This is a genomic window from Pseudanabaena yagii GIHE-NHR1, from assembly GCF_012863495.1.
GTDB classification, from domain to species: domain Bacteria; phylum Cyanobacteriota; class Cyanobacteriia; order Pseudanabaenales; family Pseudanabaenaceae; genus Pseudanabaena; species Pseudanabaena yagii.
Map to the genome: position 1 here is coordinate 2,745,271 of NZ_JAAVJL010000001.1, position 24,214 is coordinate 2,769,484.

The 24,214-nt window shown below is 42.1% G+C and carries 25 protein-coding genes; 14 read left to right on the forward strand and 11 right to left on the reverse strand.

Going from position 1 to position 24,214, the window contains the following annotated elements; genetic code table 11:
- Positions 1-42 precede the first annotated feature (42 nt).
- The 4 genes from HC246_RS12530 to HC246_RS12545 all read left to right on the forward strand — a co-directional run bounded on the left by HC246_RS12530 (position 43) and on the right by HC246_RS12545 (position 2,542).
- The gene (locus tag HC246_RS12530) at positions 43-1,488 is read left to right on the forward strand and encodes a mechanosensitive ion channel domain-containing protein (RefSeq protein WP_169363678.1); all 1,446 of its coding nucleotides are present in this window, start codon (positions 43-45) and stop codon (positions 1,486-1,488) included.
- 60 nt (positions 1,489-1,548) lie between these two features.
- A complete protein-coding gene (locus tag HC246_RS12535) occupies positions 1,549-1,704 on the forward strand; it encodes a hypothetical protein (RefSeq protein ID WP_169363679.1) in 156 nt (51 codons plus the stop codon).
- Between the two features lie 18 nt (positions 1,705-1,722).
- Entirely contained in the window at positions 1,723-2,217 is a 495-nt protein-coding gene (locus tag HC246_RS12540) for a DUF29 domain-containing protein (protein ID WP_169363680.1), read from the forward strand.
- 67 nt (positions 2,218-2,284) lie between these two features.
- Positions 2,285-2,542, forward strand: a complete 258-nt coding sequence (locus HC246_RS12545) for a hypothetical protein (protein WP_169363681.1) — start codon at positions 2,285-2,287, stop codon at positions 2,540-2,542.
- Between the two features lie 82 nt (positions 2,543-2,624).
- Here HC246_RS12545 and HC246_RS12550 read toward each other — a convergent pair whose 3' ends face one another.
- From HC246_RS12550 to HC246_RS12590, 9 genes are all read right to left on the reverse strand, one after another.
- Complete coding sequence (locus HC246_RS12550) at positions 2,625-3,017, reverse strand: type II toxin-antitoxin system VapC family toxin (RefSeq protein ID WP_211167696.1); 393 nt, start codon at positions 3,015-3,017, stop codon at positions 2,625-2,627.
- Positions 3,001-3,228: a hypothetical protein gene (locus HC246_RS12555; RefSeq protein WP_169363683.1), complete on the reverse strand. Its 228-nt coding sequence runs from the start codon at positions 3,226-3,228 to the stop codon at positions 3,001-3,003. Before HC246_RS12555 ends, HC246_RS12550 begins: the two co-directional genes overlap by 17 nt.
- Positions 3,218-3,481 carry a hypothetical protein gene (locus HC246_RS12560; RefSeq protein ID WP_169363684.1) on the reverse strand — a complete coding sequence of 88 codons (264 nt, stop codon included), beginning with the start codon at positions 3,479-3,481 and terminating at the stop codon, positions 3,218-3,220. The genes HC246_RS12555 and HC246_RS12560 overlap by 11 nt, the downstream gene beginning before the upstream one ends.
- Positions 3,482-3,559: 78 nt before the next feature.
- The gene (locus HC246_RS12565; RefSeq protein ID WP_169363685.1) at positions 3,560-5,275 is read right to left on the reverse strand and encodes a tetratricopeptide repeat protein; all 1,716 of its coding nucleotides are present in this window, start codon (positions 5,273-5,275) and stop codon (positions 3,560-3,562) included.
- Positions 5,268-6,062, reverse strand: coding sequence for a hypothetical protein (locus HC246_RS12570; RefSeq protein ID WP_169363686.1), 795 nt, complete (start codon positions 6,060-6,062; stop codon positions 5,268-5,270). The genes HC246_RS12565 and HC246_RS12570 overlap by 8 nt, the downstream gene beginning before the upstream one ends.
- Positions 6,059-6,403: a hypothetical protein gene (locus HC246_RS12575; RefSeq protein WP_169363687.1), complete on the reverse strand. Its 345-nt coding sequence runs from the start codon at positions 6,401-6,403 to the stop codon at positions 6,059-6,061. Before HC246_RS12575 ends, HC246_RS12570 begins: the two co-directional genes overlap by 4 nt.
- 121 nt (positions 6,404-6,524) lie before the next feature.
- The gene (locus HC246_RS12580) at positions 6,525-6,764 is read right to left on the reverse strand and encodes a type II toxin-antitoxin system HicA family toxin (protein WP_169363688.1); all 240 of its coding nucleotides are present in this window, start codon (positions 6,762-6,764) and stop codon (positions 6,525-6,527) included.
- On the reverse strand, positions 6,764-6,982 hold the full coding sequence (locus tag HC246_RS12585) for a type II toxin-antitoxin system HicB family antitoxin (RefSeq protein ID WP_055074104.1): 219 nt from the start codon (positions 6,980-6,982) through the stop codon (positions 6,764-6,766). Before HC246_RS12585 ends, HC246_RS12580 begins: the two co-directional genes overlap by 1 nt.
- A gap of 188 nt (positions 6,983-7,170) precedes the next feature.
- Positions 7,171-7,434 (reverse strand): hypothetical protein, encoded by a 264-nt coding sequence (locus HC246_RS12590; protein WP_169363689.1) that lies wholly within the window; start codon positions 7,432-7,434, stop codon positions 7,171-7,173.
- Between the two features lie 117 nt (positions 7,435-7,551).
- Between HC246_RS12590 and HC246_RS12595 the strand changes: the two genes are divergently transcribed.
- Entirely contained in the window at positions 7,552-9,126 is a 1,575-nt protein-coding gene (locus HC246_RS12595; protein ID WP_169363690.1) for a response regulator, read from the forward strand.
- Positions 9,127-9,146: 20 nt separating this feature from the next.
- Here HC246_RS12595 and HC246_RS12600 read toward each other — a convergent pair whose 3' ends face one another.
- A complete protein-coding gene (locus HC246_RS12600) occupies positions 9,147-9,995 on the reverse strand; it encodes a hypothetical protein (protein WP_169363691.1) in 849 nt (282 codons plus the stop codon).
- A 97-nt stretch (positions 9,996-10,092) separates the two neighbouring features.
- On the opposite strand from HC246_RS12600, the gene HC246_RS12605 reads away from it, so the two are divergent.
- The 5 genes from HC246_RS12605 to HC246_RS12625 all read left to right on the forward strand — a co-directional run bounded on the left by HC246_RS12605 (position 10,093) and on the right by HC246_RS12625 (position 13,471).
- Entirely contained in the window at positions 10,093-10,500 is a 408-nt protein-coding gene (locus HC246_RS12605; protein ID WP_169363692.1) for an MAPEG family protein, read from the forward strand.
- Between the two features lie 250 nt (positions 10,501-10,750).
- On the forward strand, positions 10,751-11,149 hold the full coding sequence (locus HC246_RS12610) for a DUF1499 domain-containing protein (RefSeq protein WP_169364578.1): 399 nt from the start codon (positions 10,751-10,753) through the stop codon (positions 11,147-11,149).
- A gap of 165 nt (positions 11,150-11,314) precedes the next feature.
- Positions 11,315-11,641, forward strand: coding sequence for a carbon dioxide-concentrating mechanism protein CcmK (locus tag HC246_RS12615; RefSeq protein ID WP_169363693.1), 327 nt, complete (start codon positions 11,315-11,317; stop codon positions 11,639-11,641).
- A 46-nt stretch (positions 11,642-11,687) separates the two neighbouring features.
- Positions 11,688-12,125 carry a type II 3-dehydroquinate dehydratase gene (aroQ, locus tag HC246_RS12620; RefSeq protein ID WP_211167698.1) on the forward strand — a complete coding sequence of 146 codons (438 nt, stop codon included), beginning with the start codon at positions 11,688-11,690 and terminating at the stop codon, positions 12,123-12,125.
- On the forward strand, positions 12,122-13,471 hold the full coding sequence (locus HC246_RS12625) for a cytosine deaminase (RefSeq protein ID WP_169363694.1): 1,350 nt from the start codon (positions 12,122-12,124) through the stop codon (positions 13,469-13,471). The genes aroQ and HC246_RS12625 overlap by 4 nt, the downstream gene beginning before the upstream one ends.
- Positions 13,472-13,605: 134 nt before the next feature.
- On the opposite strand, the gene HC246_RS12630 is transcribed toward HC246_RS12625, so the two are convergent.
- Entirely contained in the window at positions 13,606-17,766 is a 4,161-nt protein-coding gene (locus HC246_RS12630; protein ID WP_169363695.1) for a PAS domain S-box protein, read from the reverse strand.
- An 837-nt stretch (positions 17,767-18,603) separates the two neighbouring features.
- Here HC246_RS12630 and HC246_RS12635 point away from each other — a divergent pair.
- From HC246_RS12635 to HC246_RS12650, 4 genes are all read left to right on the forward strand, one after another.
- On the forward strand, positions 18,604-20,073 hold the full coding sequence (locus HC246_RS12635) for a TldD/PmbA family protein (RefSeq protein ID WP_169363696.1): 1,470 nt from the start codon (positions 18,604-18,606) through the stop codon (positions 20,071-20,073).
- Positions 20,074-20,252: 179 nt separating this feature from the next.
- Complete coding sequence (locus HC246_RS12640; protein ID WP_169363697.1) at positions 20,253-22,730, forward strand: response regulator; 2,478 nt, start codon at positions 20,253-20,255, stop codon at positions 22,728-22,730.
- A 128-nt stretch (positions 22,731-22,858) separates the two neighbouring features.
- A complete protein-coding gene (locus HC246_RS12645) occupies positions 22,859-23,479 on the forward strand; it encodes an ABC transporter ATP-binding protein (protein WP_169363698.1) in 621 nt (206 codons plus the stop codon).
- A 135-nt stretch (positions 23,480-23,614) separates the two neighbouring features.
- On the forward strand, positions 23,615-24,079 hold the full coding sequence (locus HC246_RS12650; protein ID WP_169363699.1) for a YbjN domain-containing protein: 465 nt from the start codon (positions 23,615-23,617) through the stop codon (positions 24,077-24,079).
- Positions 24,080-24,214 lie beyond the last annotated feature (135 nt).

Here is a 24,214-nt window from a genome sequence, read left to right on the forward strand (position 1 = left end):
GCTTCTCAATCTCTATTGTTTGACACTTTGTGAAATTGCCCTATGCTTCAAACTAGTTCCAATCATTTATTTATTTGGGCGATCGCCTTAATCGTCGGACTGGCTCTATCCGTGATAATCCTTGGTGAAGTGATCTATCGCCTCCAACATCGCCGCCGCCCCCTTGCCGCCACATTGCAAGTAGTGCGGAATTTAGTTTTGCCGATGTTTGCCTTCATGTTGTTTGTGCAGTATGTGCTACAACGTCCTGCCAGTGATGACATCGTCAAGAGCGTGCAAACTCTCTTTTGGATTTGTGTACTCCATGCGGCGCTCTCGTTACTGAATGCTGTCATTTTTGAGCAAGCCAAAGCCGACACTTGGCGGGCGCGAGTTCCCAAATTATTAATCGATTTATTTCGCCTATTTTTAGTACTGCTCGGTACAGCGATCGTCCTTGCTACAGTGTGGAATGCGGACTTAGCGGGATTAGTGACGGCTCTGGGCGTGAGTTCGATTGTCATTGGTTTAGCGCTTCAGGATACTCTCGGTAGCGTCATGTCAGGGATTGCCCTCTTGTTTGAGCGACCTTTTTCCGTAGGTGATTGGCTAAAGGTTGGTGAAATTCAAGGCCAGGTTATTGATATCAATTGGCGAGCCGTGCGCTTGATTACCTTCGAGCGCGAGATGGTGATTATTCCTCACAAGTTGATGGGCAATGAAATCATTCGTAATTACAGCCGTCCGCTAGCTCTCCATGCTGAACGCATTCGTGTGGGCTTCTCTTACAAAGATCCTCCTAATCTGGCTAAGCATGTTCTCCACAATACGGCGCTAGAAACTCAAGGCATTCTCAAAAATCCCGATCCCCAGATTTTTACGGTTTCTTATGATGATTCGGCAATTACCTATGAGGTGAAATTTTTTATTGCGGATTATGGCGAATTAGAGGAAATACGCGATCGCTTTATGAGTCGTCTCTGGTACGCTGCTCAACGCAATAGCTTGACGATTCCCTTCCCCATCAGGACTCTCTATCATTTTCATGGTCCCACCTCTGAGGCAAAAGGAACCTCGAAAAAGTTTACCGAAAGTCTGCAATCTCTCCCCGCCTTTGTGCCATTGGATAAGTCTACGCACCCCAATACATCGACTTCAGGAATTGCCTTGCAGCATTTCGGCGCGGGAGAAACGGTGATTAAGCAAGGTGCTGAAAACAACTCTCTCTACATCGTGGTTGCAGGCAGTGCGATGATGATGGTGCGGGATACCACTGGCAATAGTCACGAAATGCTGATGGTCAAAAATGGTGAGTTCTTTGGTGAGATGACGCTATTTTCGGGCGAGACAAGTCCGATTTCGGTAACTGCGGTTGAGGATTTGGAAGTGATGATGATTTCGGCGGAAGCAGTCAATCAAATGATCGATCGCCAGCCCAACTTTGCCCGTGAAATCAGCCAAATCCTAGAAACCCGTCGCCGTGTGGTAAATACAATTCAGAATATTTAACAGAAGTGAACTACCAAACTCTTGGCTTAATGGTTGAGATGTTTGCAATAATCACACTGATTGCCTATTCACCAAAATCAATCAGTGATCGCTTATCAGCACATCATCAACAGTGCGATCGCTTTAAAGGATGTGGAATCCTGCTTGGGCAAAATGTTGCTCGAAGGTGAGAACTTCATTGCTGATTATGTTACGCTCAAAATTAATTGCGAATAAAACTTTGAGGAAAAGCTGATGACACAGGCTTACTTAGAGACACAGGATATTAACGAAACCGAAAATAATTCCCTTGATTCACTTACTAATCTCTATGAAAGTGATTTTAATCTCTGGGTTGAGGCAACAGCTCAGCTATTGCGTGAGGGCAGATTAGCAGATCTAGATGTGGTGAATTTACTCGAAGAAGTGCAATCGATGGGAAATAGTGACAAACATGCTTTGAGTAGTGATTTAGTTGTGGTTTTACTACATTTGCTGAAATGGCAATATCAGCCGAATAAACGCACAAGAAGTTGGGAAAAAAGTATCGCTGAGCATCGTCGTCGCATAGATGAACGCTTTGAAGCTAGTCCTAGTTTGAAAAGATATTATTTGCAAATATTTGATAAATGCTATCGAAATGCAAGGAAACAAGCCAAAATTGAAACGAGACTGCCTTTAGCGCATTTTCCTGAGATTTGTCCCTTTACTTCTGAGCAAGTGCTTGATGAAGATTTTTTGCCTGAATAGGCGATCGCCTATCAGCATATCTACATTGCGATCGCAGGTAAAATAAAAAAGTAGTTGCTCTAAATTTATGGCTATGTCGTTAACTGAGTTATTACCTGCGCTTCAAATGTTAACGCCCTACGATAAGGTGAAGGCTATTCAGTTTTTGGCGACTGAATTATCAAAGGAAGAAACTTTTCCTGATGATGATTTAGAATCGCAATCTTGGTTAGAAGCTGAGTTTGTAAACAATTTATCTGAATATGATTGGGGTGAAAGAGGAATTCCAAATGTCAAACCTGTGGAGTATTTATCTGGCATCGGTTTAGTTGTGAAAGAAGGATAGCATTTTATGGCTAATCAATCTCTCAAATTTTAGGATTAAAGTAATGCTGATCGCCTATCACCACATCTACAGTTTGATCGCTCTAAAGGATCTGGAATCCTGCTTGGGCAAAATGTTGATCGAAGGTGAGAACTTTTTGAATTTGACGATCTTTCATGACGATAAATGAGATGCAATCTACTAAGCCCCATTCTTTGTCTGGACGGGTTTTGTATAGCTCAAAGGCACGGTCAAAGATTTCTGATGTGAGGCGGATAACTTCTACATCTTCTGAATTGAGAAATTGTTCGATTACTTCTATTGCTTCGGTTTTGTATCTACGCGCTAGGGAGTTGGCGATTTCGAGAAGGACTGCATCGGTGATAGCTAGGGTCTGATCGATGTAGCGATCGCTTAAATCTAGGGCTTGTGTGTGATATTGATCGCGTTCGTTGATGAGGGCAATGATGAATGAAGTGTCAATGAATATTGTCAAGGTTCTTCTCTCCATTCATGTACTGGTCAATATTAGCGGCAAAGTCAACTGGTGCTTGAATTTTGATGCGTTTGAGTTTGTTTAAGATGCCTGTTTTAGGTTTGGTTGCGGATTTGGCGTTTGCAAGTTGCTTAACGAATTGGTATAGCTCATCAAGGTTGTCTTCTTCGATTTTGTTGATTTCAGCGTAGATTAGTTCTTTAAGAGTCATGGTGATTTGCCCTCAACTGAATTACTTGCTTAAGGTCTTCTCCATACAAGTACTGGTCTAGATTTTCCGACCAGTCTGGTTGACCTTGCAATTTTAAAGATTTAGCAGTTTGTAAGAATGATTTTTGGGTAGGCTTGTTATCAGGTAATAAGCTTTCAACAATAATTCTTACTCTCGTACCTGATTTGATGTTTAAGGGGACTTCAGGGACAAGGGCTTCACCATCGAACAGAGCATCTAAGGTTTGAATCATGGCTTTTTGCTTATGCTGCTTTGTTATCATTATATCGCTCGATCGCCTATCAGCATATCTACAATGCGATCGCTACCTCTACTCTTTCCACAATTTAGTTTTTATCCAATTAAACCATCCTCTTATCCCTTGAGAATCACGATTGATTTCTGCAATCTTTTGATTGGCATAATCGACCATTGGCTGACAATTAATCTCTTGTGCTAATTTTGCTGCAAGAGTAAGAGAAGATATCGCTTTATCTTTTTGTCCTAGTTTGAGTTGAATTTTGGAAGTAAAATAATTTAAATTTCGAGCTTGGCTGTATTTAGTTCCAATTTCAATATACAGATTTAAAGCAGCTTGGCTACTTGCCAAACCAATTACAGGATCTTCTTCTAAAACTGCGATCGCTTGTAAAGTGTTCGCCTCACCCAAACGAGCGCCAATCTCGCGGTAAATTGCCATCGCCGCTTCATACCTCTCTAACGCTTCGGTGCTTCGTTTGAGAAATTGCAAAACATTGCCGATCGCTTGTAAAGCGTTCGCCTCACCCACTCGCTCACCAATCTCGCGGTAAATTGCCATCGCCGCTTCATACCTCTCTAACGCTTCGGTGCTTCGTTTGAGAAATTGCAAAACATTGCCGATCGCTTGTAAAGCGTTCGCCTCACCCACTCGCTCACCAATCTCGCGGTAAATTGCCATCGCCGCTTCATACCTCTCTAACGCTTCCGTGCGACGGGAGAGAAATTGCAAAACATTGCCGATCGCTTTTAATGTGTTCGCCTCTCCCAAACGAGCGCCAATCTCGCGGTAAATTGCCATCGCCGCTTCATACCTCTCTAACGCTTCGGTGCTTCGTTTGAGAAATTGCAAAACATCGCCGATCGCTTTTAATGTGTTCGCCTCTCCCAAACGAGCGCCAATCTCGCGGTAAATTGCCATCGCCGCTTCATACCTCTCTAACGCTTCCGTGCGACGGGAGAGAAATTGCAAAACATCGCCGATCGCTTTTAATGTGTTCGCCTCTCCCAAACGAGCGCCAATCTCGCGGTAAAAGGCAAGCGCCGCTTCATACCTCTCTAACGCTTCCGTGCGACGGGAGAGAAATTGCAAAACATCGCCGATCTCTTGTAAAGCGTTCGCCTCACCCACTCGCTCACCAATCTCGCGGTAAAAGGTAAGCGCCGCTTCATACCTCTCTAACGCTTCCTTAGCTTGATAAAATCGAAATTTAATTTTGCCATCCCAAAAAATTATTGTAGCTTTAACGGCGACAGTGACTCGATTTGCAGTAATATGCTGTTGCAAATTCAAGATTAACGATTCTACTTCTGCTTTTCGATAGCTATTACTCCATAGCTGAGCCAAATTGAATAATTCACTTCTTCCATTTGCAGGTTCAGCAATAACTAAATGATAAATTCTTTCTATTTGGATCTCTGGTTTATTACCCTGTCCAAAATAAGATGCGGCTTTTCTAGATAGTTCTCGAAATTGTTCAGGATTATCTTGCCACAAGCGATCTAATAACTGATTGCGCGTCAACTCATGCACATTATGCCCCCGTTCTGGAAATACTTCCACACATGAGAGATCTTGCAACTGTCGATAAATCTCATCAGCGCGATCTACCAACTCAGGACACAAAGCCGCCAAAATCGCCGCATCAAACCAATGGGGAATCGCCACCGCCCACAAAGCACTTGCCACATCCTCTGGCAAAGACTCCAATAAATTCTCCGTCACAATCCAACTGCGTTCCTCATCCGTCTGCGCCACCATTAACTTTTGCAAGAGGTCACTATTCATTCTCTCTACCTCTTGCTAGACTTTCTAACGCTTGTAAAATCTGTGATGGTTGCCCATTGAGATACCTTACAAATAGCTCAATTGATTCTTTCGCAAAGTCCCAATTCCGAGATTTAGAAAAAGAGTACCAAGCCTCCGCATCATCAATTTTATATAAAGGATGCGTAGCAGCTAGAGATCCCCATTCAATTGTTGGCTTTGGTACAGACTGCCCCGCAATTACTACTCTTATATCCTCGACCTTAGCCACCTTAGCCAAAAAATCACCCCCAATCCAATTCGCTACAGATGGAGAAGCCGAATTAAACGTATCAAAAATCATCACAATTGGCTTTTGAATCGCTTTTAGATCTCGGAAAAATGCTACCTGCAATTTACTTAACCGCATATTGCGAGTTTCTTCAGTCTCAGCATTCAAAATTACCTGAATATGATTTGCTGTACCCTGAATCTGATTTCCAGAAACCTCAATTTGATTTCCAGAAGCCCCAATGCCAGCACGCAGAAACCCTGTAATCTCTGCATTGAAATTCTTGAAATATTCTTCGCCAAAATCATCCTGTATCCGCCAGAAAATATGAGAAATTCCAGTTTGAGCAGATTTTAGATCTATTGCGACCAAAACCGCTGCCTTAGCGTGTGCAGGGCAAAGTGATGCAAACTCAGCCAATAGACTCGTTTTGCCCATTCCCGAAGCTGCCTCTATCAAAAGAATACGCTGAGGAACTTGTCCCAACAACATTTTCTTAAAAAATTCAACTTCCTTCGTTCGATTCGCTAGCCTCATGATTTATCCTCATGCTCAGAACGAAGTGATGTATTTTCATCAAACACCTCTATAGTGTTATTTTTTCCGCTTACTCGGTTATTGTCAACTGATGTATTTTCTTTAGGAGCTTTTATTTTGTGACCATCTCCAGTTATAACATTCCCACTAACTGATGTGCGTGATGGCGCTCTTTTAAGTTTCGACTCCTCAAACTTTGCTTCACCCTCAAATTCAGTATTGCCATGTTTTACTTTTGCGATACCACTAAACCGCCCAATTCGACCAGAACCAAGCATGAACAAGAAAACTATCACGACAAGAGCTACAGCAATCACGATAACAATCCATACAGTTTCCATGCCCACACCTCAAACTTTAACCTGATTTTCTCATGATTATAACTAAAAGTGATCGCAATTTTTTTGGAGAGATTAGCGATCTCGATAAAATGCTTAAATTATCCAATTTGCTTACTTTTGTTTATGCCTTCTCATAAGCAGCAATAAAATCATCCCGCGCAATTCCCGATTGCGTACAGATACTTCTAAGCGTAGAACCCTTGATCAGTTTATGATTCGGCATAGTTAAAGGAGTAGATGTTCCATCAGCATTTTGTCTGACCATCGAGATATGCTCCTTCTCCCGTACTATCGAAAATCCGAAACTCTCAAGCACCTTAATTACCTTTAATTTAGGAGCATCAACAGGAAACTTAGCCATTAAACACTCGCCTCAGCCACAAAAGCCTCAAGCACCGAAGACTCAGACTCTAAAACCGATCGCCCAAAGGTTTCGATATGAAATAAGATCGCCGATCGCACATCATTGAGAGCCTCTTCATAGGAATCTCCCTCACCAACCACAACCCCTTGAATACCTAGAGGATAAGCCACATAACCCTCTGGATGCTTTTCCACCACAATTTTAATGTGTTTCATGATTATATTGATGTAATTAGAGATATCCATGATACTAGCCTTTTTATTTTCTGGGCAAGCACTCACCAAGCAGCACCTTCATAATCATGTGCCAAGTAATACTTTAAGAGAGTCACCTGCTTCAATTTAATTTTCATATAATTAAGCTTGATAGCGATCGCCAAAATCATCAAACTAAAGACTAAGGATTACACACTCTCCCATGAGTCCCCATGAATCTCTCTCATACAGATCTGCACACCACCTTCCAAATCCAAAAGCGCATCATCCATCGAAGCATATTCATCCTCACCTTCCCAAAATATTCCACCCGACTCAAAAGCACGCACAAACCCACTGGAATAACCATCATCTCTCCAGCCAATTTCGATTATTCCATTCTCTCTATTCACCCAACGAGAGATATTGGGATATCTATCTTCAAAAGATTTAGGTAAAGATTTCTTAGGCATAGACGAATAGTAGTGTTACGGCTGAAATTATAGGCAAATTATAGGCTTAAAAAGCGATCGCATGATGTCTGAGAGAAGTAAAGCGATATAATAACATTGGCTTAGCTTTACACGAAAATGATCGACATTTTTACTGTCATTTTAATCGCCCTTGGCGGCTTCGTCATGTTTCTTTCGATCAAAGAGACGCAACGGATTCTAGACTTACTCAAAGACAGTAAATATCAGAAGCTTTGGTATATTCTCCGAGCATTGATGATTTTCTTTCTCTTAGGATATTTAGGAGTAATTGTCCTATTTCCCCTCAGAGTCCAGTGGTTAATCCTAGTTCTGACAGGAGTTATCTTCTTCTTTGGCGCTTTATTTGTTTACATGGTCGTCAAAATAGGCTTTCTGACGATTCGGGACTTATTGAAAACTAATATTTTAAGATTACAATTACAACAAGAAAAGGAAACAGCCGAAGAGATTGCGCGAATTAAGTCTGAATTTTTAGCCACCATGAGCCATGAGATTCGCACCCCGATGAATGGTGTGATTGGTATGACAAATCTCTTGCTTGGGACTTATCTTGACTTAGAGCAGAGGGAATATGTGGAAACCATCAATGCCAGTGGCGAATCCCTATTGATGATTATTAACGATATTTTGGACTTCTCAAAAATTGAAGCAGGTAAAGTTAACTTAGAAGTACAACCTTTTGAACTGAGAGAATGTCTGGACAGAGTTTTTAGTTTATTTATCCCTAAATCCAATGAGAAAGGATTAAAACTATATTACTTAATTGATGCTAATGTTTCCCAATTTATCGAAGGCGATATTAATCGTTTACAGCAAATTCTGATTAACTTGGTAGGTAATTCGATTAAGTTTACGTCAGTGGGTGAAGTCGTTGTCAGCGTTACCAAGTATAACGAAGATCAACTCCTTTTCGCAATTAAAGATACAGGTATTGGCATTCCTGCTAATAAATTAGATAAATTATTTAAGCCCTTCTCTCAAGTGGATTCCTCAACCACACGCAAATTTGGTGGTACTGGCTTAGGGTTAGCGATTTCTCAAAAACTTACTAGATTAATGGGAGGTGATATCTGGGTTGAGAGTAATTTAGGGAAAGGGACAAACTTCCTATTTACGATCGCCTATCAACCCGCAGATCAGAAGTTGTTGCATACAGATAGCCATATACCAGTCATTGAGAAACTCGATCATCTATTAGAGTTAGGCTTAACCCATTCTAACGACAATCACACATCTAAAACTCTTACTAGTAATGTCCCAAAATTAGCAGACAGACTACCTTTCAGGATTTTACTAGCTGAAGACAATCCCGTAAATCAGAAACTAGCAAATCGTCTTTTTGAAAAGATGGGCTATGACATTGATGTTGCAACTAATGGTATAGAAGTTCTCGAAGCGCTCAATGAAAAGACCTACGATCTCATTTTTATGGATGTGCAAATGCCTGAAATGGACGGCTTAGAGGCAACCAGACAAATTCGTGCTAAGGAGAAATTTGCTCAAGTTCCCAAATCCATTCAAATTATCGCGATGACTGCTAATGCTATGCAAGGCGATCGCGAAAAATGTCTAGAAGCAGGTATGAATGATTACGTGACCAAGCCTTTTAAAATCGAGCAAATTCAAACCGCGATCGAGAAATGTGGTCAAAATTTCTCAAACACGCTCTAACACGCTTTGCACTTTACTCTCTACTGGGAAACTAAAGCAAAACTATTGGCAAACTGCTCGAAAGCTTTAGCCGTTGGACTATTGGGATCACTTTTCGCAATAGGTTGATAGTAGCGAACGGTATACAGGAATTTGTCAGCTTCGAGGGTTAAGACTTGCACTTTCCAATTGTTTGAGGCGATCGCAGTGGTAAATTCCTTTTTCGAGCCAGACTTTGCCCCCTTAACTTTTGCATCAAAGGGAATCGTGACTACATCTTTCGCATTTTCAGAACCGTCAGAAGCGATCGCTTTAGCGTCACTCGGTTGCCTTGCCACAATCGTATAAACCTGCTGGCTTTGTTGTAGCTTTTGGATGATTTTCTCTAGGTTATTGTCCTTAGCCAGATCAACTTCTTTGCTAGGCGTAAATATGACCGTACTCGCGCCCGATGGCTCTAAACCAAGATCAATTGCTTTCCAGTCGGCGGGATAACGCAAGGTGTAACCCGCACCATTGTATTTACCTGTGGTTTCAGGTTTAGCATCCTCAGAGCGACAAATCTCGATTTTGCTAGCATCTTGATTAGTTTGCAGGATATAGCGAGTATCCTCAGCAACCAAGGCAATTTCAAATCCCTCTTGAGTCGGCGCAACCGTTTGGCACAAATCAGTAACATTTGCAGGTTGTGGTTTTGCTGACTCCGATGCGATTGCCACATTCGCCGACAGCTTAAGCTGCGATCGCAAATAACTAATCGCCTTCTCCGTCGCAGGATTAGCCGTTGGTGTAGAGGTGGGGCTAGGCGATGCATTAGGTGAATTTTGCTGACAACTAACAACAATCAATGCGATCGCAGCAATTCCGATATAAATTTGAAACTTTGGCATAACATAAAACGAGATCTAGCACCCATCATAATGCTTAGAGGGAGAAGGGTCGCTTTGCGCCCTTTCTCCTAGCAATAAATTAACAACTAATCACCAAATGGATATCAAAACATTCGTATTTCCCGCGATCGCTACTATCGGCGCATTGCTCGTTTATTTTGGCTTAGGCATTGGTGTTGGCGTTGCCCGTGTTAAATACAAAATTTCACCACCACAAACCACAGGTAACGAAGACTTTGAGCGGGTTTATCGCGCTCACCAAAATACCCTTGAGCAGATTGTGATCTTTTTACCATCCCTATGGCTATTTAGTATTTATGTAAATCCCAACTGGGGCGCAATTTTAGGTGTTGCTTGGATTGTGGGGCGAATTCTCTATGCTTGGGGCTATTACGTTGAAGCCAGTAAACGCGCCCCCGGAAATGCGATCGCCTCTTTAGCTACTCTTGCTTTGATCTTTGGCACACTTTTTAATCTGGTACGCGGATTACTTTTTGCCAATTGATCCTTGCCATACCCTCAAATAAAAGCCTTAACGAGAAACCTCTTCAACTTGATGGATAGAAGTCTAGAGAACGAAAATGTCATAATCGACTGTGTATTAATACTCAGCGAAATTTGTAATACCAATTATGTCTAAACTTGTCGCGATCGCCGCGAGCTTATATTTTGTTACTCTTGCTTATTTCGGATTTGTTCCTGCGGCTTCGGCAAATTCCCTTACCCATACCCTAAATTCTGCGATCGCAACACCTATGGCACTTTTTTCCTTTTCTGGCACACGCCCCACTAATCTCGGCGTGACTAATGGCAAGCTTCTTGATTGCCCTAATTCCCCTAACTGTGTATCGAGCCAAAGTACCGATGCCGAACATAAAATCGCGCCCTTGACCTACACAGGCGATCCAGCCAAAGCTTTGGCTGATCTCAAGGCAGTGATCGAGAGCCTGCCCCGCACCAAAATCATTACCGCCGAAGGTAATTATATTTATGCGGAGTTTACGAGCAAGCTCATGGGCTATGTCGATGACGTGGAGTTTTACTTAAATGCAGACAAGGGCATCATTGAGGTGCGCTCCGCCTCACGTCTTGGTCAATCGGATCTAGGCGTAAATCGCGATCGCATTGAAACCATTCGCACCAAATTTGCGTAATAAATCCCACATTTGTGAGGGGCTGCGCTTCGCGCAGCCCCTCACAAATAGAGTAATTTTGTGTGCTGTTTATTTTTTGTTATCGCGCAAATAACTGATACATATCATTCAATCGATACCATTGAGATTTATGATTGTGATTGGTAAAAAATCTAGAGAAAGTTTATGGGAATGGCAGTTGGTTTGGTCGAGGTGTTAGGGCATCCACCCGCACTCTCCGTTGCTGACACAATGGTTAAAGCTGCGAAAGTCACTTTTGTGGGCTACGAAAAAGTTAGTGGCGCTCGCCTCACCATCATCATTCGCGGTCCCGTGGGCGATGTCAAAAGAGCTGTTGAAGCAGGTGTAGAGGCAGCTAAAAAAATTGAAGTTTTAAGTTCTAAGGACAAAGCATTATTCCTTTCCGCAACCGTAATTCCTCGTCCCCACGAAAATCTCGAAGCAATTACGAAGACGATGCAGTTTAGTTCTGCTATGGAGCAGTTCCGTTAATCAAGGAAAAAGTTAACAGCCAAAAGGGAAAAATAAGATCCTAATAATGAAAATTTTGGTTCTGCATGGGCCAAACCTCAATATGTTGGGCTTACGGGAGCCAGAGGTATATGGCAGCACCACATTAGCGCAAATTAACGATCGCCTAACTCAGGACGCGACAGAGTTAGGCGCAGAATTATCATTTTTGCAATCCAACCATGAGGGTGTTCTGATTGACACAATTCATACCGCTTTTCAAGTGCAACAGGGGATTTTGATTAATCCGGGGGGCTTGACCCATACCAGTGTGGCGCTCAGAGATGCGATCGCCTCGGTGAATATACCTACCGTAGAAGTGCATTTAAGTAATATTCATAAACGCGAAGAATTTCGTCACCATTCGTTTATTGCTCCTATTGCGATCGGGCAGATTAGCGGCTTTGGTGCAGAGAGCTATCGCTTAGGACTTAGGGCACTAGTTACGCATATATCAAAGTTATGACAGAACCTTCGCATTATTGGATTGTTAATACTCGCATTCCCAATTGTTTCATTGATAGTACGATTCGGACTCAAGCTGTAGATCTATCACTCACTCCAACTTTACAACGCGATCGTCTATTCCCTTGTCATCTAGAAATCAAGAATGGTTTAGTTGCTTCCATCGTCCCTAATTCTCCTGATTCAATCACTTCCCAAATTCCTACCGAAAGCCTACCAATTGTTGATGCAAAGCAAGGACTGATGGTTCCCTGTTTTGCGGATTTGCATACCCATCTTGATAAAGGGCATATTTGGGAACGTAGTCCTAATCTAGATGGTACATTTCAAGGTGCACTCAAGGGTATTTATCGCGATTGCACGGAGAATCTCAACTGGAAACATGAAGATCTCTATCGCCGCATGGAATTTGGGCTGAAGTGCAGCTATGCCCACGGAACTAAAGCCATTCGTACCCACTTAGATTGTCCACCCCATCAGTTTGAAACAACATTTCAAGTGTTTAGAGAATTACGGGATAAATGGAAAGACAAAATCACGCTCCAAGCCGTATCCCTAGTAACCCTTTCCTATTTTGAAACTAAGGAAGGAGAAATATTTGCCGATGCTGTTGCCGAAATTGGCGGCTTGCTCGGTGGTATTGCTCATATGATTCCAGAGTTAGATCGATATTTGTCAAGAATTATCACCCTAGCGAAGGAACGCGATCTCTGTCTAGACTTCCATACTGATGAGAACAACGATCCCGCATCTCAAACCCTACGACTAGTTGCCGAGGCGATTCTTAAACATGACTTTAGTTCACAAGTTGTCTGCGGTCATTGCTGTAGTCTAGCGGTACAGGATGAGGAAACGGCTAACCAAACGATCGCTCTAGTGAATCAGGCTAATGTTGGTGTAGTCAGTTTGCCAATGTGTAATATGTATTTGCAGGATCGAGTTGCAGAACGCACGCCGCGCTGGCGTGGTGTGACCCTTGTGCGCGAACTTGATGCCGCGGGTGTTAAGGTGGCGCTCTCTAGTGATAACTGTCGCGATCCTTTCTATGGTTTTGGCGATCATGACCTATTAGAAGTTTTCACGATGGGCGCTAAAATCGAGCATCTAGATACTCCCTACGATAATTGGATTGAGTCGGTGACTTCCCGACCCGCAACCTTGATGGGGTTAGCGGATGTGGGTAAAATTGGAGTTGGTCAAGCCGCCGATTTAGTGCTATTTAAGGCGCGGAGCTATAGTGAATTGCTATCTCGCAATCAACGCGATCGCACTGTATTTAGAAATGGCATCGCGATCGATACCACCCTCCCTGATTACGCAGAACTTGACGATTTAATCTTTCATTAAAGAACTTTAATAAAACGCGAGTTCGGGATCATTTAAAACTGGCTTTTAGAGATGGTTTGCGTAGCAAACCATCTCTAAAAGCCAGTTTAATCCCAACAGAAGTAATAAAGTGAAGCGCTCTGCGCTTCACTTTATTACTTCTGTTGGTTTATCGATTGGAATGCTTTAGCCACGAGATTATATTCATTTTCAATCCTCAGTACGAGGTCTTCAATTTTAGCAATATCTACATTAGTATTGTGATGGAGTATATCTCTACATAGGTATTGTAGCTCCTTACAGAATCCACAAAGATAGGTAGCACCAAACATCCCACTACCGCCCTTGAGAGAATGATTTTCTGCTTCTAGGGTAATGATATCGCTATTCTTGATCGAAGCTTTCATCTTCGCAATTGACAATCTAGAATGTTCTAAATATTCATGGATTAGCTGAGATAAGCCTTGTTCCCCAATCATCATTTTTATATTAGCAACTATATCCATATTGATGGGATTATGGTCTGATTCCTTTGGTACTTTTTGGAGAGCCGCCACTAACTCTTCAATTTGTAATGGCTTCGTTAGATAGTCATCCATACCTACTGACAACGCCAAATCCCTCGATTCCGTAAAGGCATTCGCCGAGAGTCCAATGATCCAAGGACGTTGATTGGGCAATTGCCGAATATTTTGAGTTGTCGTCAGCCCATCCATCACTGGCATTTGGATATCCATAAATAGCAGATCATAGGATTGATTTTGGAGCGACTGCACCGCTTCTAGTCCATTGCTCACTGAGTCAGCTTGATATCCTAATTTTTCTAGCATTAATAGGAGAATCTGCTGATTGATCGGATTATCTTCCACCAAGAGAATGCGGAAAGGATATTTTGTCGCAAAGCTTTCGTCTATGCTGGCATAAATAGCAATATTGCGATCGCGGCTTGCGATCTGAGGAGGATGACTCGTAAATAAGTCGAGACAAGCCTGATAGAGCTTAGAAGCTGAGATTGGTTTCGTAATAATCGAGGCAAAATCAGTGGTCATTGACTCTAATACTGCATTGGCAGGAGTTAAGAGAATTAAAGACAATTTAGGAAAAATGTCTTGAATATTTTTGGCAAGCTCTAAAGCATCAATCTCTCCTAATTGTCTATCGATGATTACGACATCAAAGTTATCGCTAGATAAGCATTGCAACGCTTCATTAGCCGAATATACTGCTTGCAGACAAATTCCCCAAGGTTGTGTATACAAAGCGATCGCCTGTTGAGATGTTGAGTTGGTATTAATACTGAGAATGCGTTTATCCTTGAATTCCTGTGGTATTTCGGGAGCGATCGCAGTTGAGTCTGAGTTATCCTCCATAGCCAAAATTGAGAAGCGGAAACAGGAACCTTCCCCAAGATTGCTTTCGACGGTGATGTGACCACCCATCAGTTCACATAGCTGCTTACAAATAGCTAATCCTAAACCCGTACCACCATATTTGCGATTAATCGAGCTATCCGCTTGTCTAAATGCTTGAAAAAGTTTAGCGATCGCATCAGGAGCAATGCCAATGCCCGTATCACGTACAGTAAAAATTAGCTCATACTTTTTAGCATCTTGATCAACTAAGCGAGACTCTACAGTAACCACGATCTCGCCATGTTCTGTAAATTTAATCGCATTACTAACGAGATTGACTAAGATCTGGCGCAAACGATGATAGTCTCCACAAATCCGTCGTGGCACATCCAGATTAACCATAGCTAGAAGTTCGATTTCTTTCTCCGCTATGCGTGATGTCATTAAATTGAGAACTTCCTCAACACATTTTTGTAAATTAAAGGGATGTTCTTCTAATTCAAATTTTCCTGACTCAATCCGTGAAAAATCTAAAATATTATTAATTACCGAGAGCAACACTTCACCCCCTTGGCAAATAGTGAAGACATATTGCTGTTGTTGTGGAGATAGGGGAGTATTTAGTAATAGTTCAGTCATGCCAATTACAGCATTCATTGGTGTCCGCAGTTCATGACTCATGACAGCCAAAAATTCACTCTTTGCTTGATTAGCGGCTTCGGCAATACGTGCTGCGGCTAGTTTTGCCTCAGTTTGCTTGCGCTCAGTCACGTCTTCGACATTTGCAATAAACTGAATAGGCTTGCCATGATCATCTCTGATTAGACTAACTCTACTTATGGCATCTATGATGTGACCATTTTTATGAATATATTTCTTTTCAAGACATACATTAGTTACTTCATTATTTATTAAGCTACTTAGTGCGCTTAAAGTTATTTCAATAGAGTCAGGATGTGTAATATCAATTGTTCTCATATTGAGCAACTCATCAGCAGAATAATCATATATTTTGCAGAACGATTGATTGACATTTAAGAATCTGCCTTCTAAGTCAAATGTAGCAATACCAACGGGCGCATTTTCAATGGTTAATCGCAACACAGCTTTATTATGACGGAGGATTGCTTCAGAAGCTTTGCGATCGCTAATATCTTGAGCAATACCATACAGCCTAACAACTTCTCCATGTTCACCATATTCAGCATGACCAATGCCTTCGATATAACGATAGGAATCATCAGTTTGAGCCAATCTCAATTCTAGATGGTATGACTCACCTTGATGAATTGCTCTTTTCACTGCTTGATTCAGTTTTTGCTGGTCTTCTGGTACAAAGGAGGATAGGTGCTCTTCATAAGTGGGAGTACCTATCCTCGGATCTCGTCTAAAAACATGAAATAACTCTTCTGACCAAGTGATTTCATTAGATACAATATCCCATTCCCAATTACCAAGCTTAGCAACTCTCTGAGACTCAGCAAGCATCGCCTCATTCTTTCGTAAAGCCTTTTCAATAGCCTTGATTTCACTAATATCTCTGCCTTCAGGAATTAATAAAACAACCTGCCCAGATTCATCTTTGAGCGGACGCAATGAAAAGTCAATGGTAGCAGTTTGTTTCCTAGCGCCATAGATATCCATCTCATAGCGCACAAATTCCCCTTGAGCCGCTTGCTTTACCGCTTGTCTTATTCGTTGTTGTGTAGTTTCCGAAATAGATAGCCAATAGGTTTCCCAAATTGGTTTACCAATGACATCTTCACGAGTCACGCCACCAAAGTCTAGAGCCGTTTGATTTGCTTCTAATAAAATCCCATCTGTTGATAGTAAACCGATAAATTGGAAGGTATTGTCAAAAATGCCTTTAAATCGCAGTTCGCTTTCTTTGCGATCGCTAATATCAAAAGCCGAACCACGAAGCACCTTAGTTTTGCCATCCGTTGCTAGACCAACAGTGGCATTATCTCGCACCCAGATGATTTTACCTTCACGATTAATAAACCGATATTCACAACAAAAAGGTTCATTCTTTTCTATACTTTTGAGAACCTCTTGCTGAACGCGATCGCGATCATCGGGATGCACATATTCTGTCCAAGTATTAAAAAAGCCTGCATTCCATTCAGAAGCAGGTATACCCAACAGATCTTTCAATTGGGGGCTGATATAGGCAAATTCGGGAGTATTGGCGATCGGTGAGACATAGGACACACTGGGGATTTGCTCCACCAAAGAGCGATATTGCTGAGTCCATCGATATAAAACAGCATAGGCTTGATCTGCTTCTTCGATCTGTGCCAATAATGTATTGTCACGATTTGCCCTTTGCAACAGGATTTCGATCTGCATCGCTACTTGTTGCAACATCAACACATCATCTTGATCCCATGTACTTTGAAAGTCAGGATTGCCAGAGGCTGTACATTGATGCACAGTCAAAAATCCCCATAATGGGCGATCGCAATCTAGCTCTGGCAAAACAATTGGCACTAGCAAATAGGCTTTACCAGCAAATACTTCAGCCAAGTTCAGTTCACATCTAGTAATCCCCGCTGTGTAATGATCAATAATTGTTCCCGTTACCTCTTCTCCCCAATGATGCTCCGAATATAAAATATTTTCGATCTGAATTTGTGAACAAGGTTCGCAATAAGTTGCTTTTGCCTCAGCAATGAATTCCCCCGCAAGCCCTGTGCCACAACTAACATTTCCCGCTCTATCAAGTTTATAGATAGAAACATGGACTGCTTGAAGGAATCGCAGTAATTTGTTAGTAATAGTTCCAAAAACTGATAGCAAATCGTCAGCCTGACGTATCGTTTGCAGAATGTCTGAATATAAAAACATTCTTTGTCTTGATTTTTCCATTCGTAAATTCAAATGATCTGGTTCGATATGCTTTTGCTGAGAACTACCTAACAAATCATCATCATTCAATTGTGACGGTGTCTTTTTATTCATATTGAAATGGTTTGAAATTGCAAATTTAGCAATGCGAATGAATATGAAGGGTAGTAAAAACAGCTATAGCAGTTTTCAAGCAAACGAGGTACACAGGTTTGTTTCCCCGCCGAAGGCGGGGAAACAAACCTGTACTTCACTAGACTGGTAAACGCTATATAGCAATTTGCGAACTAGGTGGTGTTTGCTAAAGATGGTGGGATTTCAAGGCAAGGAGAAGCATCATTAAGCAGATTTTATCCTCACCTGCTTTTCATTGCGAGCTATTTTTATCTATTTATCACAAAGCTCAAGATGATTGCACAAGATAGACAACCTTGCCAAAAACCAAAAAACTTAGTTAAAGATCGAATTTTTAGATAAATCTAACATATTTGCTAAGGGACTTGTGATTAATTAAAGTACCTATGGCTTCGACTTCGCTCAGCCAACTTTGGCTGAGCGAAGTCGAAGCCATACAAACTCGGTGATACCTTTTTTCTCATCAAGTCCCTAAGTCAGAAAAATTAATCAAAAACAAAGCCCCACTTGATAGTTATTATAGGCGATTAGCTTGGATTTCTCTAAGGATAAGATTTTTGCGATCGCAAAAATCTTATCCTTAAAGTGGTTTTCACTTGTTTGTAGGCAAAATGAAAACCGCTTTAACTTACTGGGACTGATTTTTTGTTTTCAAATGAGTATTTACTCATTTGAAAACTTCTACAGACTAGAAAAAGTAAACCATTTTCAAATTTAAATGAATTAATTCTCAATTTGGCGGGATTCACCTAATCAATTTTCTGAACGTTTTGCTACACTTGCAGAAGAGAAGCAAACAGTATCGAGCATCCATCCATGAGAAGCAACCTACTACTGACCAAAGAACTGCCAAGTTTACAATATTCGCCCGTTGGCGATCGCTTTGACGAAACTTGGGAAGCCCCCCTCTCGATCCTCTTGGGACTTGGGCGAGCAGCAGGCGCAGACTTTGTCGAATTTTTCCTAGAGCGCAACAATTACATTAGCTGTCTTGCTGAAGATGACACAATTACCAGCATTTCGCCAAGACTATCTACAGGGGCAGGGATTCGCGCTTTTAAAGGCAAAGCCGATTGTTACGTCAGTACCAACGATCTCACTTTTTTGGGATTAAAGTCAGCTCTAGAACGTGCTCTTTCGATCCTCGGTTTAAAGCTTCCTTCTCAAAATTCAATTATTCCCTCCATTCAACTAGAACTCTTCCGTGACTATGCCTCCAAAAAAGGTAAAGAAACATGGATTAGTCAATGTAGCCCTATGCGGGAAATGGGTGACATTCTCCTTGGAGCCAATCAACTCCTCGCCAAAAAAGGTAAACATATCCAATCAAGGCGATCGGGCTACTTCCGCGATTGGCAAGAAGTCCTAGTTGCAGCGAGCGATGGTACATTTGCTAGAGATATTCGTCTTACACAATCAGTTGGCTCTAACCTGCTCTGTGCGGATGGCGCAAATCGCTCCTCAATTAACAAACGTGTTGGTGGTACAAGCGATCCTAGCTATCTCCGCAATTGGAACTATGAACCAGTCGTTGATGAAATCGTCGAAGCGGCTGGCAAAATGCTTTATGCTGATTATGTCGAGTCTGGTTCCTACCCGCTCATCATGGCAAATCAGTTTGGCGGCGTAATCTTCCATGAGGCCTGTGGACACCTCCTCGAGACTACAGGTATCGAAGCCAAAACTACACCCTTTGCAGAAATGAAAGGTCAGAAAATTGCCCATGAAAATCTAACCGCATGGGATGAAGGCAGATCCACAGAAGCCTTCGGTACAATTGATATGGATGATGAGGGAATGCCCACCCAGCGGACGCTATTGATTGAAAATGGAATTCTCAAAAACTTTATTAGCGATCGCGCAGGGGAATTACGCACAGGACATCCCCGTACAGGTAGCGGTCGCCGCCAAAGCTATGCCTATGCTGCGGCAAGTCGGATGCGAAATACCTACATTGATGCTGGGGACTTCTCCCTTGACGATCTATTCGCTTCAGTGGACAAGGGAATCTATTGCAAAAAGATGGGTGGTGGTAGCGTCTTACCCACAGGACAATTTAACTTTGCTGTAGATGAAGCCTATTTAATCGAACATGGCAAAATCACCAAACCCCTTAAAGGTGCAACCCTCATCGGCGATGCTAAAGAAATCATGCAGGAAATCTCCATGAGTTCAAGCGACCTAGAGCTAGCCGCAGGTTTTTGTGGCTCTGTTAGTGGCAGTGTTTATGTCACCGTCGGTCAACCCCATATTAAAGTTGACGCAATTACGGTTGGTGGTCGCTAAAACTAGATTGTTTTTGAAGCCTAAGCTTAGCAAAGGTTTCAAAAACTTGTTTCATAGCGATATTAAGTTGTTTTTTAGTGTTGTCTAAGGTATGCTCATTGGCTAGTTATACACAGTGCTCAGCCTGTAGCATAAGAAACGACTGTATTGATGAGGCTTTCTAGTAAGGTGATCGGGTCGTGCAATCAAATGTAATCGATGTTCTTCAATCAAAGGTACTTGTTGTTGACGATGATCCAGACATTCGCAATGAGTTAGCGTCCGCATTGGTGGATCGCGGCTATATCGCGAAAACTGCTGGTGACGGCAGTGAAGCTTTGCTATGCGTAAAATTGCATTCTCCCGATCTCATCTTATTAGATGTATCCATGCCACAGATGAGCGGCTATGAAGTCTGCCGCATCCTCAAGGCAAATACTGAGACAGAAGACATCCCCATCATTTTTATTAGTGCCAATGAAGGCATTCAAGACAAACTGGAGGCTTTTGCTAGTGGTGGCGCTGACTATATTACGAAACCTCCACAACTGGCAGAAGTATTTGCTCGTGTGCATTTGCATTTATCCCTAAGACATTTACAAATGCACCTTGCTCAAAAGAATCATGAACTATCCCATGCAGTCTTTGAGCGGGTGGGAATGTTGAAGGAGTTGCAACGCACGAACCTGCTACTCCATGCCCAAAAAGAAGCTTCCATTGATGGTATTTTTGCCGTTGATGAACAGGGAAGAATTGCAAGTTTTAATCGTCGCTTTTGTGAAATGTGGGATATTCCCCATAGCATTTTAGTTGGGGACAACATTAGCGAAGATGAAAGTTATGACCCGCCATTAGGAACTTTTTTAATCAAATCCTACCTACCCGATGTCTTAGTCAACTTGTTAGAAACCACCTATGACGATCCCGATGTAATTAGACGAGGAGAAATCATTTATGGCGATCGCATTTTTGATTACTACACTAGTCCCGTAAGTTCTGACCAGAATAAGTTTTTTGGTTTAGTTTGGTGCTTTAGGGATATTACTGCCAAAAAACAAGCTGATTCACGCCAATTTCAGTTAATGGAGGATCTCCGTAAGGCAAAGGAAGAAGCGGAAGAGGCAGTTCGCACCAAAGCCGCATTCTTGGCAATGATGAGCCATGAAATCCGTACCCCCATCAATGGCGTGATCGGCATGACTCAATTACTAGCTGGAACTGACTTGAATCCTGAACAAAATAAGTTTGTCCGCACCATTCAAGTTAGTGGCGAAATGCTGCTATCTGTAGTCAATGATATTTTAGATTTCTCCAAAATTGAGTCAGGTAAACTGGAACTAGACAATGCCCCTTTAGATGTCCGCGCTGTAGTTAGGGATATCTATGATGTGCAATTAGTTAAGGCAAAAGAAAAGAAGCTCAAATTTGAAGTCAGTATGCAGTCTAACGTACCACCATATATCATTGGTGACGTAACAAGGATCAGACAAATTTTAGCGAATCTAGTTTCTAATGCCCTTAAGTTTACCGACACAGGCGCAGTCAGGATTAGTGTCAGATTAGCATCTGATCAGTCTCCCATCGCTGATCGTCCATTTCAACTCCTGTTTTCTGTGAGTGATACAGGCATCGGCATCAGTGAAGATCAAATGCAGAGGTTATTCCAGCCCTTTTCCCAAGCAACTGCTGCGACCTCTCGTAAATATGGTGGTACTGGCTTAGGGCTAGTTATCTGTAAGAGCTTAGTAGAAGTCATGGGTGGCAACATCCAAGTCGAAAGCAAGATGGATCAGGGTTCTACTTTCTCATTTACAGTGACAACCCAAATTGCGAAGGAAGCCCCAACCTATACTTTGCAGGATGCCATGAACAAGCCTGTGAGTCCTGCGGGACGACTAGGCGATCGCCTGCCTTTAAAAATTTTGATTGCTGAAGATAACTTGATTAACCAAGAGTTAGCAATGGCAATGCTGATTAAGATGGGCTACCATCCTGATGTGGTGGATAATGGCTTAGCCGTACTCGAAGCCGTACAGGTCAATAATTACGATCTACTCTTATTAGATGTGCAGATGCCTGAAATGAATGGGCTAGAAACAGCAACCTATCTAGTCAATCATTGGGATGAGTTACATGCAGGCTATGAGCGACCAACGATTATTGCCATGACCGCAAGCGCCATGCAGGGCGATCGCGAAATGTGTTTACGGGCAGGAATGGATGATTACATCAGTAAACCGATTATGATGGAATCCCTCCAGCGTACGATCGAGAAATGGGCGATCGGTGGTCAATTTAATGAAGACGACAATTTAAGTATTGTTGAAAGTAAGCATATTGCCTCGGTGATCGATCATGCTGCGATCAAGAATTTGGAGCAAATTAATCCTAATTTGATTGGTCGAATGATCCATTTATTTACAACGGAAGAAGCTCCTGTACTTTTACAAAATCTCCGACAGGCGATCGCGAATAATGATCTTAAGGAAGTCAGCTATACCGCACATACACTAAAGGGCAGTAGCAATATTTTAGGTGCGAAAGCACTAGGTAGACTATGTCTCGACATGGAACTCAAAGGTAAGCGTGGCAACAATACAGGATTACCAGAACTATTAGCTGAAATTGAACGGGAATATCAAGCTGCTTGCCAAGAACTTTCTGAATTAGAAAGCTAGAATGGGAAAGCCCAGTTTTGTAATTCTAACTTTCACGGTTTTAGAACTCCTAAAGAAGTGATGACCTGCTACATGAAGTACATCATCACTCTAAAATCATTACCTCTCTATCGCTACCACAATTTTTTATGCTGTCTATCCAAAATCTTTGTTACCATCCACCTGCCACCCCCGAAGCAATTCTCAAAAATATATCGTTTGAATTGCAGGATCGACAACTTGGTGTCATGGTTGGACCGAGTGGTTCAGGGAAAAGTACATTATTGGAGATTTTGGCAGGATTTGTGGAATGGACTAGTGGCGGTATTTATTGGAAATCCCAAGAACTCACTCCCGACCACCTACAGCAAATATGTGGGTTAGTGTTCCAGTTTCCAGAGCGACATTTTTGTGGCAGTACGATTTTAGAAGAATTACGACTCGGACATATTGATCTTGATGGCGATCGCATTCAGGGCGCTTTGAATGCAGTTGGACTCAGCCATCTCAACCCTAGTACATCACCACAATCTCTGAGTGGGGGACAACAGCGGCGATTAGCCTTAGCAGTACAGTTAATTCGCCAACCGAGTTTGTTATTGCTGGATGAGCCAACCGCAGGCTTAGATTGGTCAATGCGAAAACAAATCTTAGGGATCTTGGAAGATCTGAAAAAAAATTGGACAATTCTTGTAGTCACCCATGAACCTGAAGAACTGGTTTCTATGGCAGATCAGACTTGGGCGATCGCCCACGGACAAATAGCTTAATTTTTATTGAATGTTCTTGAAATCCTTTGATAGCAATATTTCTGAGCAAAACCCTAATGTTTTGCTGCATTGTAGAGCGCTAAACGATTGACGTTTGCTATACACTATTGGCAGATAGTAACTAGATAATTCACTATGACCTTCACAACAGAATCGCCAATATCTCCTGTAGAAGCAGAATCTAGTTTTGCACCCACACCTAACCACATTGTGCAAACCATCCAAACTGTCATTGCTACTATGGATGCTGATAACTCAGCTCTTGAGAACCAGACAGAGGATACGTGGAAATTCCAATATGGCACTGTAGAAGTAGTTGTCAATATTACTGGAACTGAACCAAGTGATACATTTACCGTCTTTTCGACCGTATTAAACGCACCATTCAAAGATGAAGCAAAGTTAAATCGCTGGCTGCTAGAAAAGAATGCTACGGATACCTTTGAAGCAAGATATGCCATTCAAAATGATAAGGTATTGGTCTTGGCTTCACGCGCTGTCGAAGATCTCTCACCTGCGGAGATTTCACGCATCATCACCATTGTGGCAGCGATCGCTGATGATAACGACGAATTTCTGAAAGAAAACTTTAGTGCTTAAAAGCGAAAATGAGTGGCGGTGCGAAGCGCCGCCACTCATTTATTGATATACAGCAGTTCATGATGCAAGGAACCATAAGAAAACCTTGTAGAGTGTCGCTTTGCAACACTCTACAAGGTTTTCTTAGATTTGGTT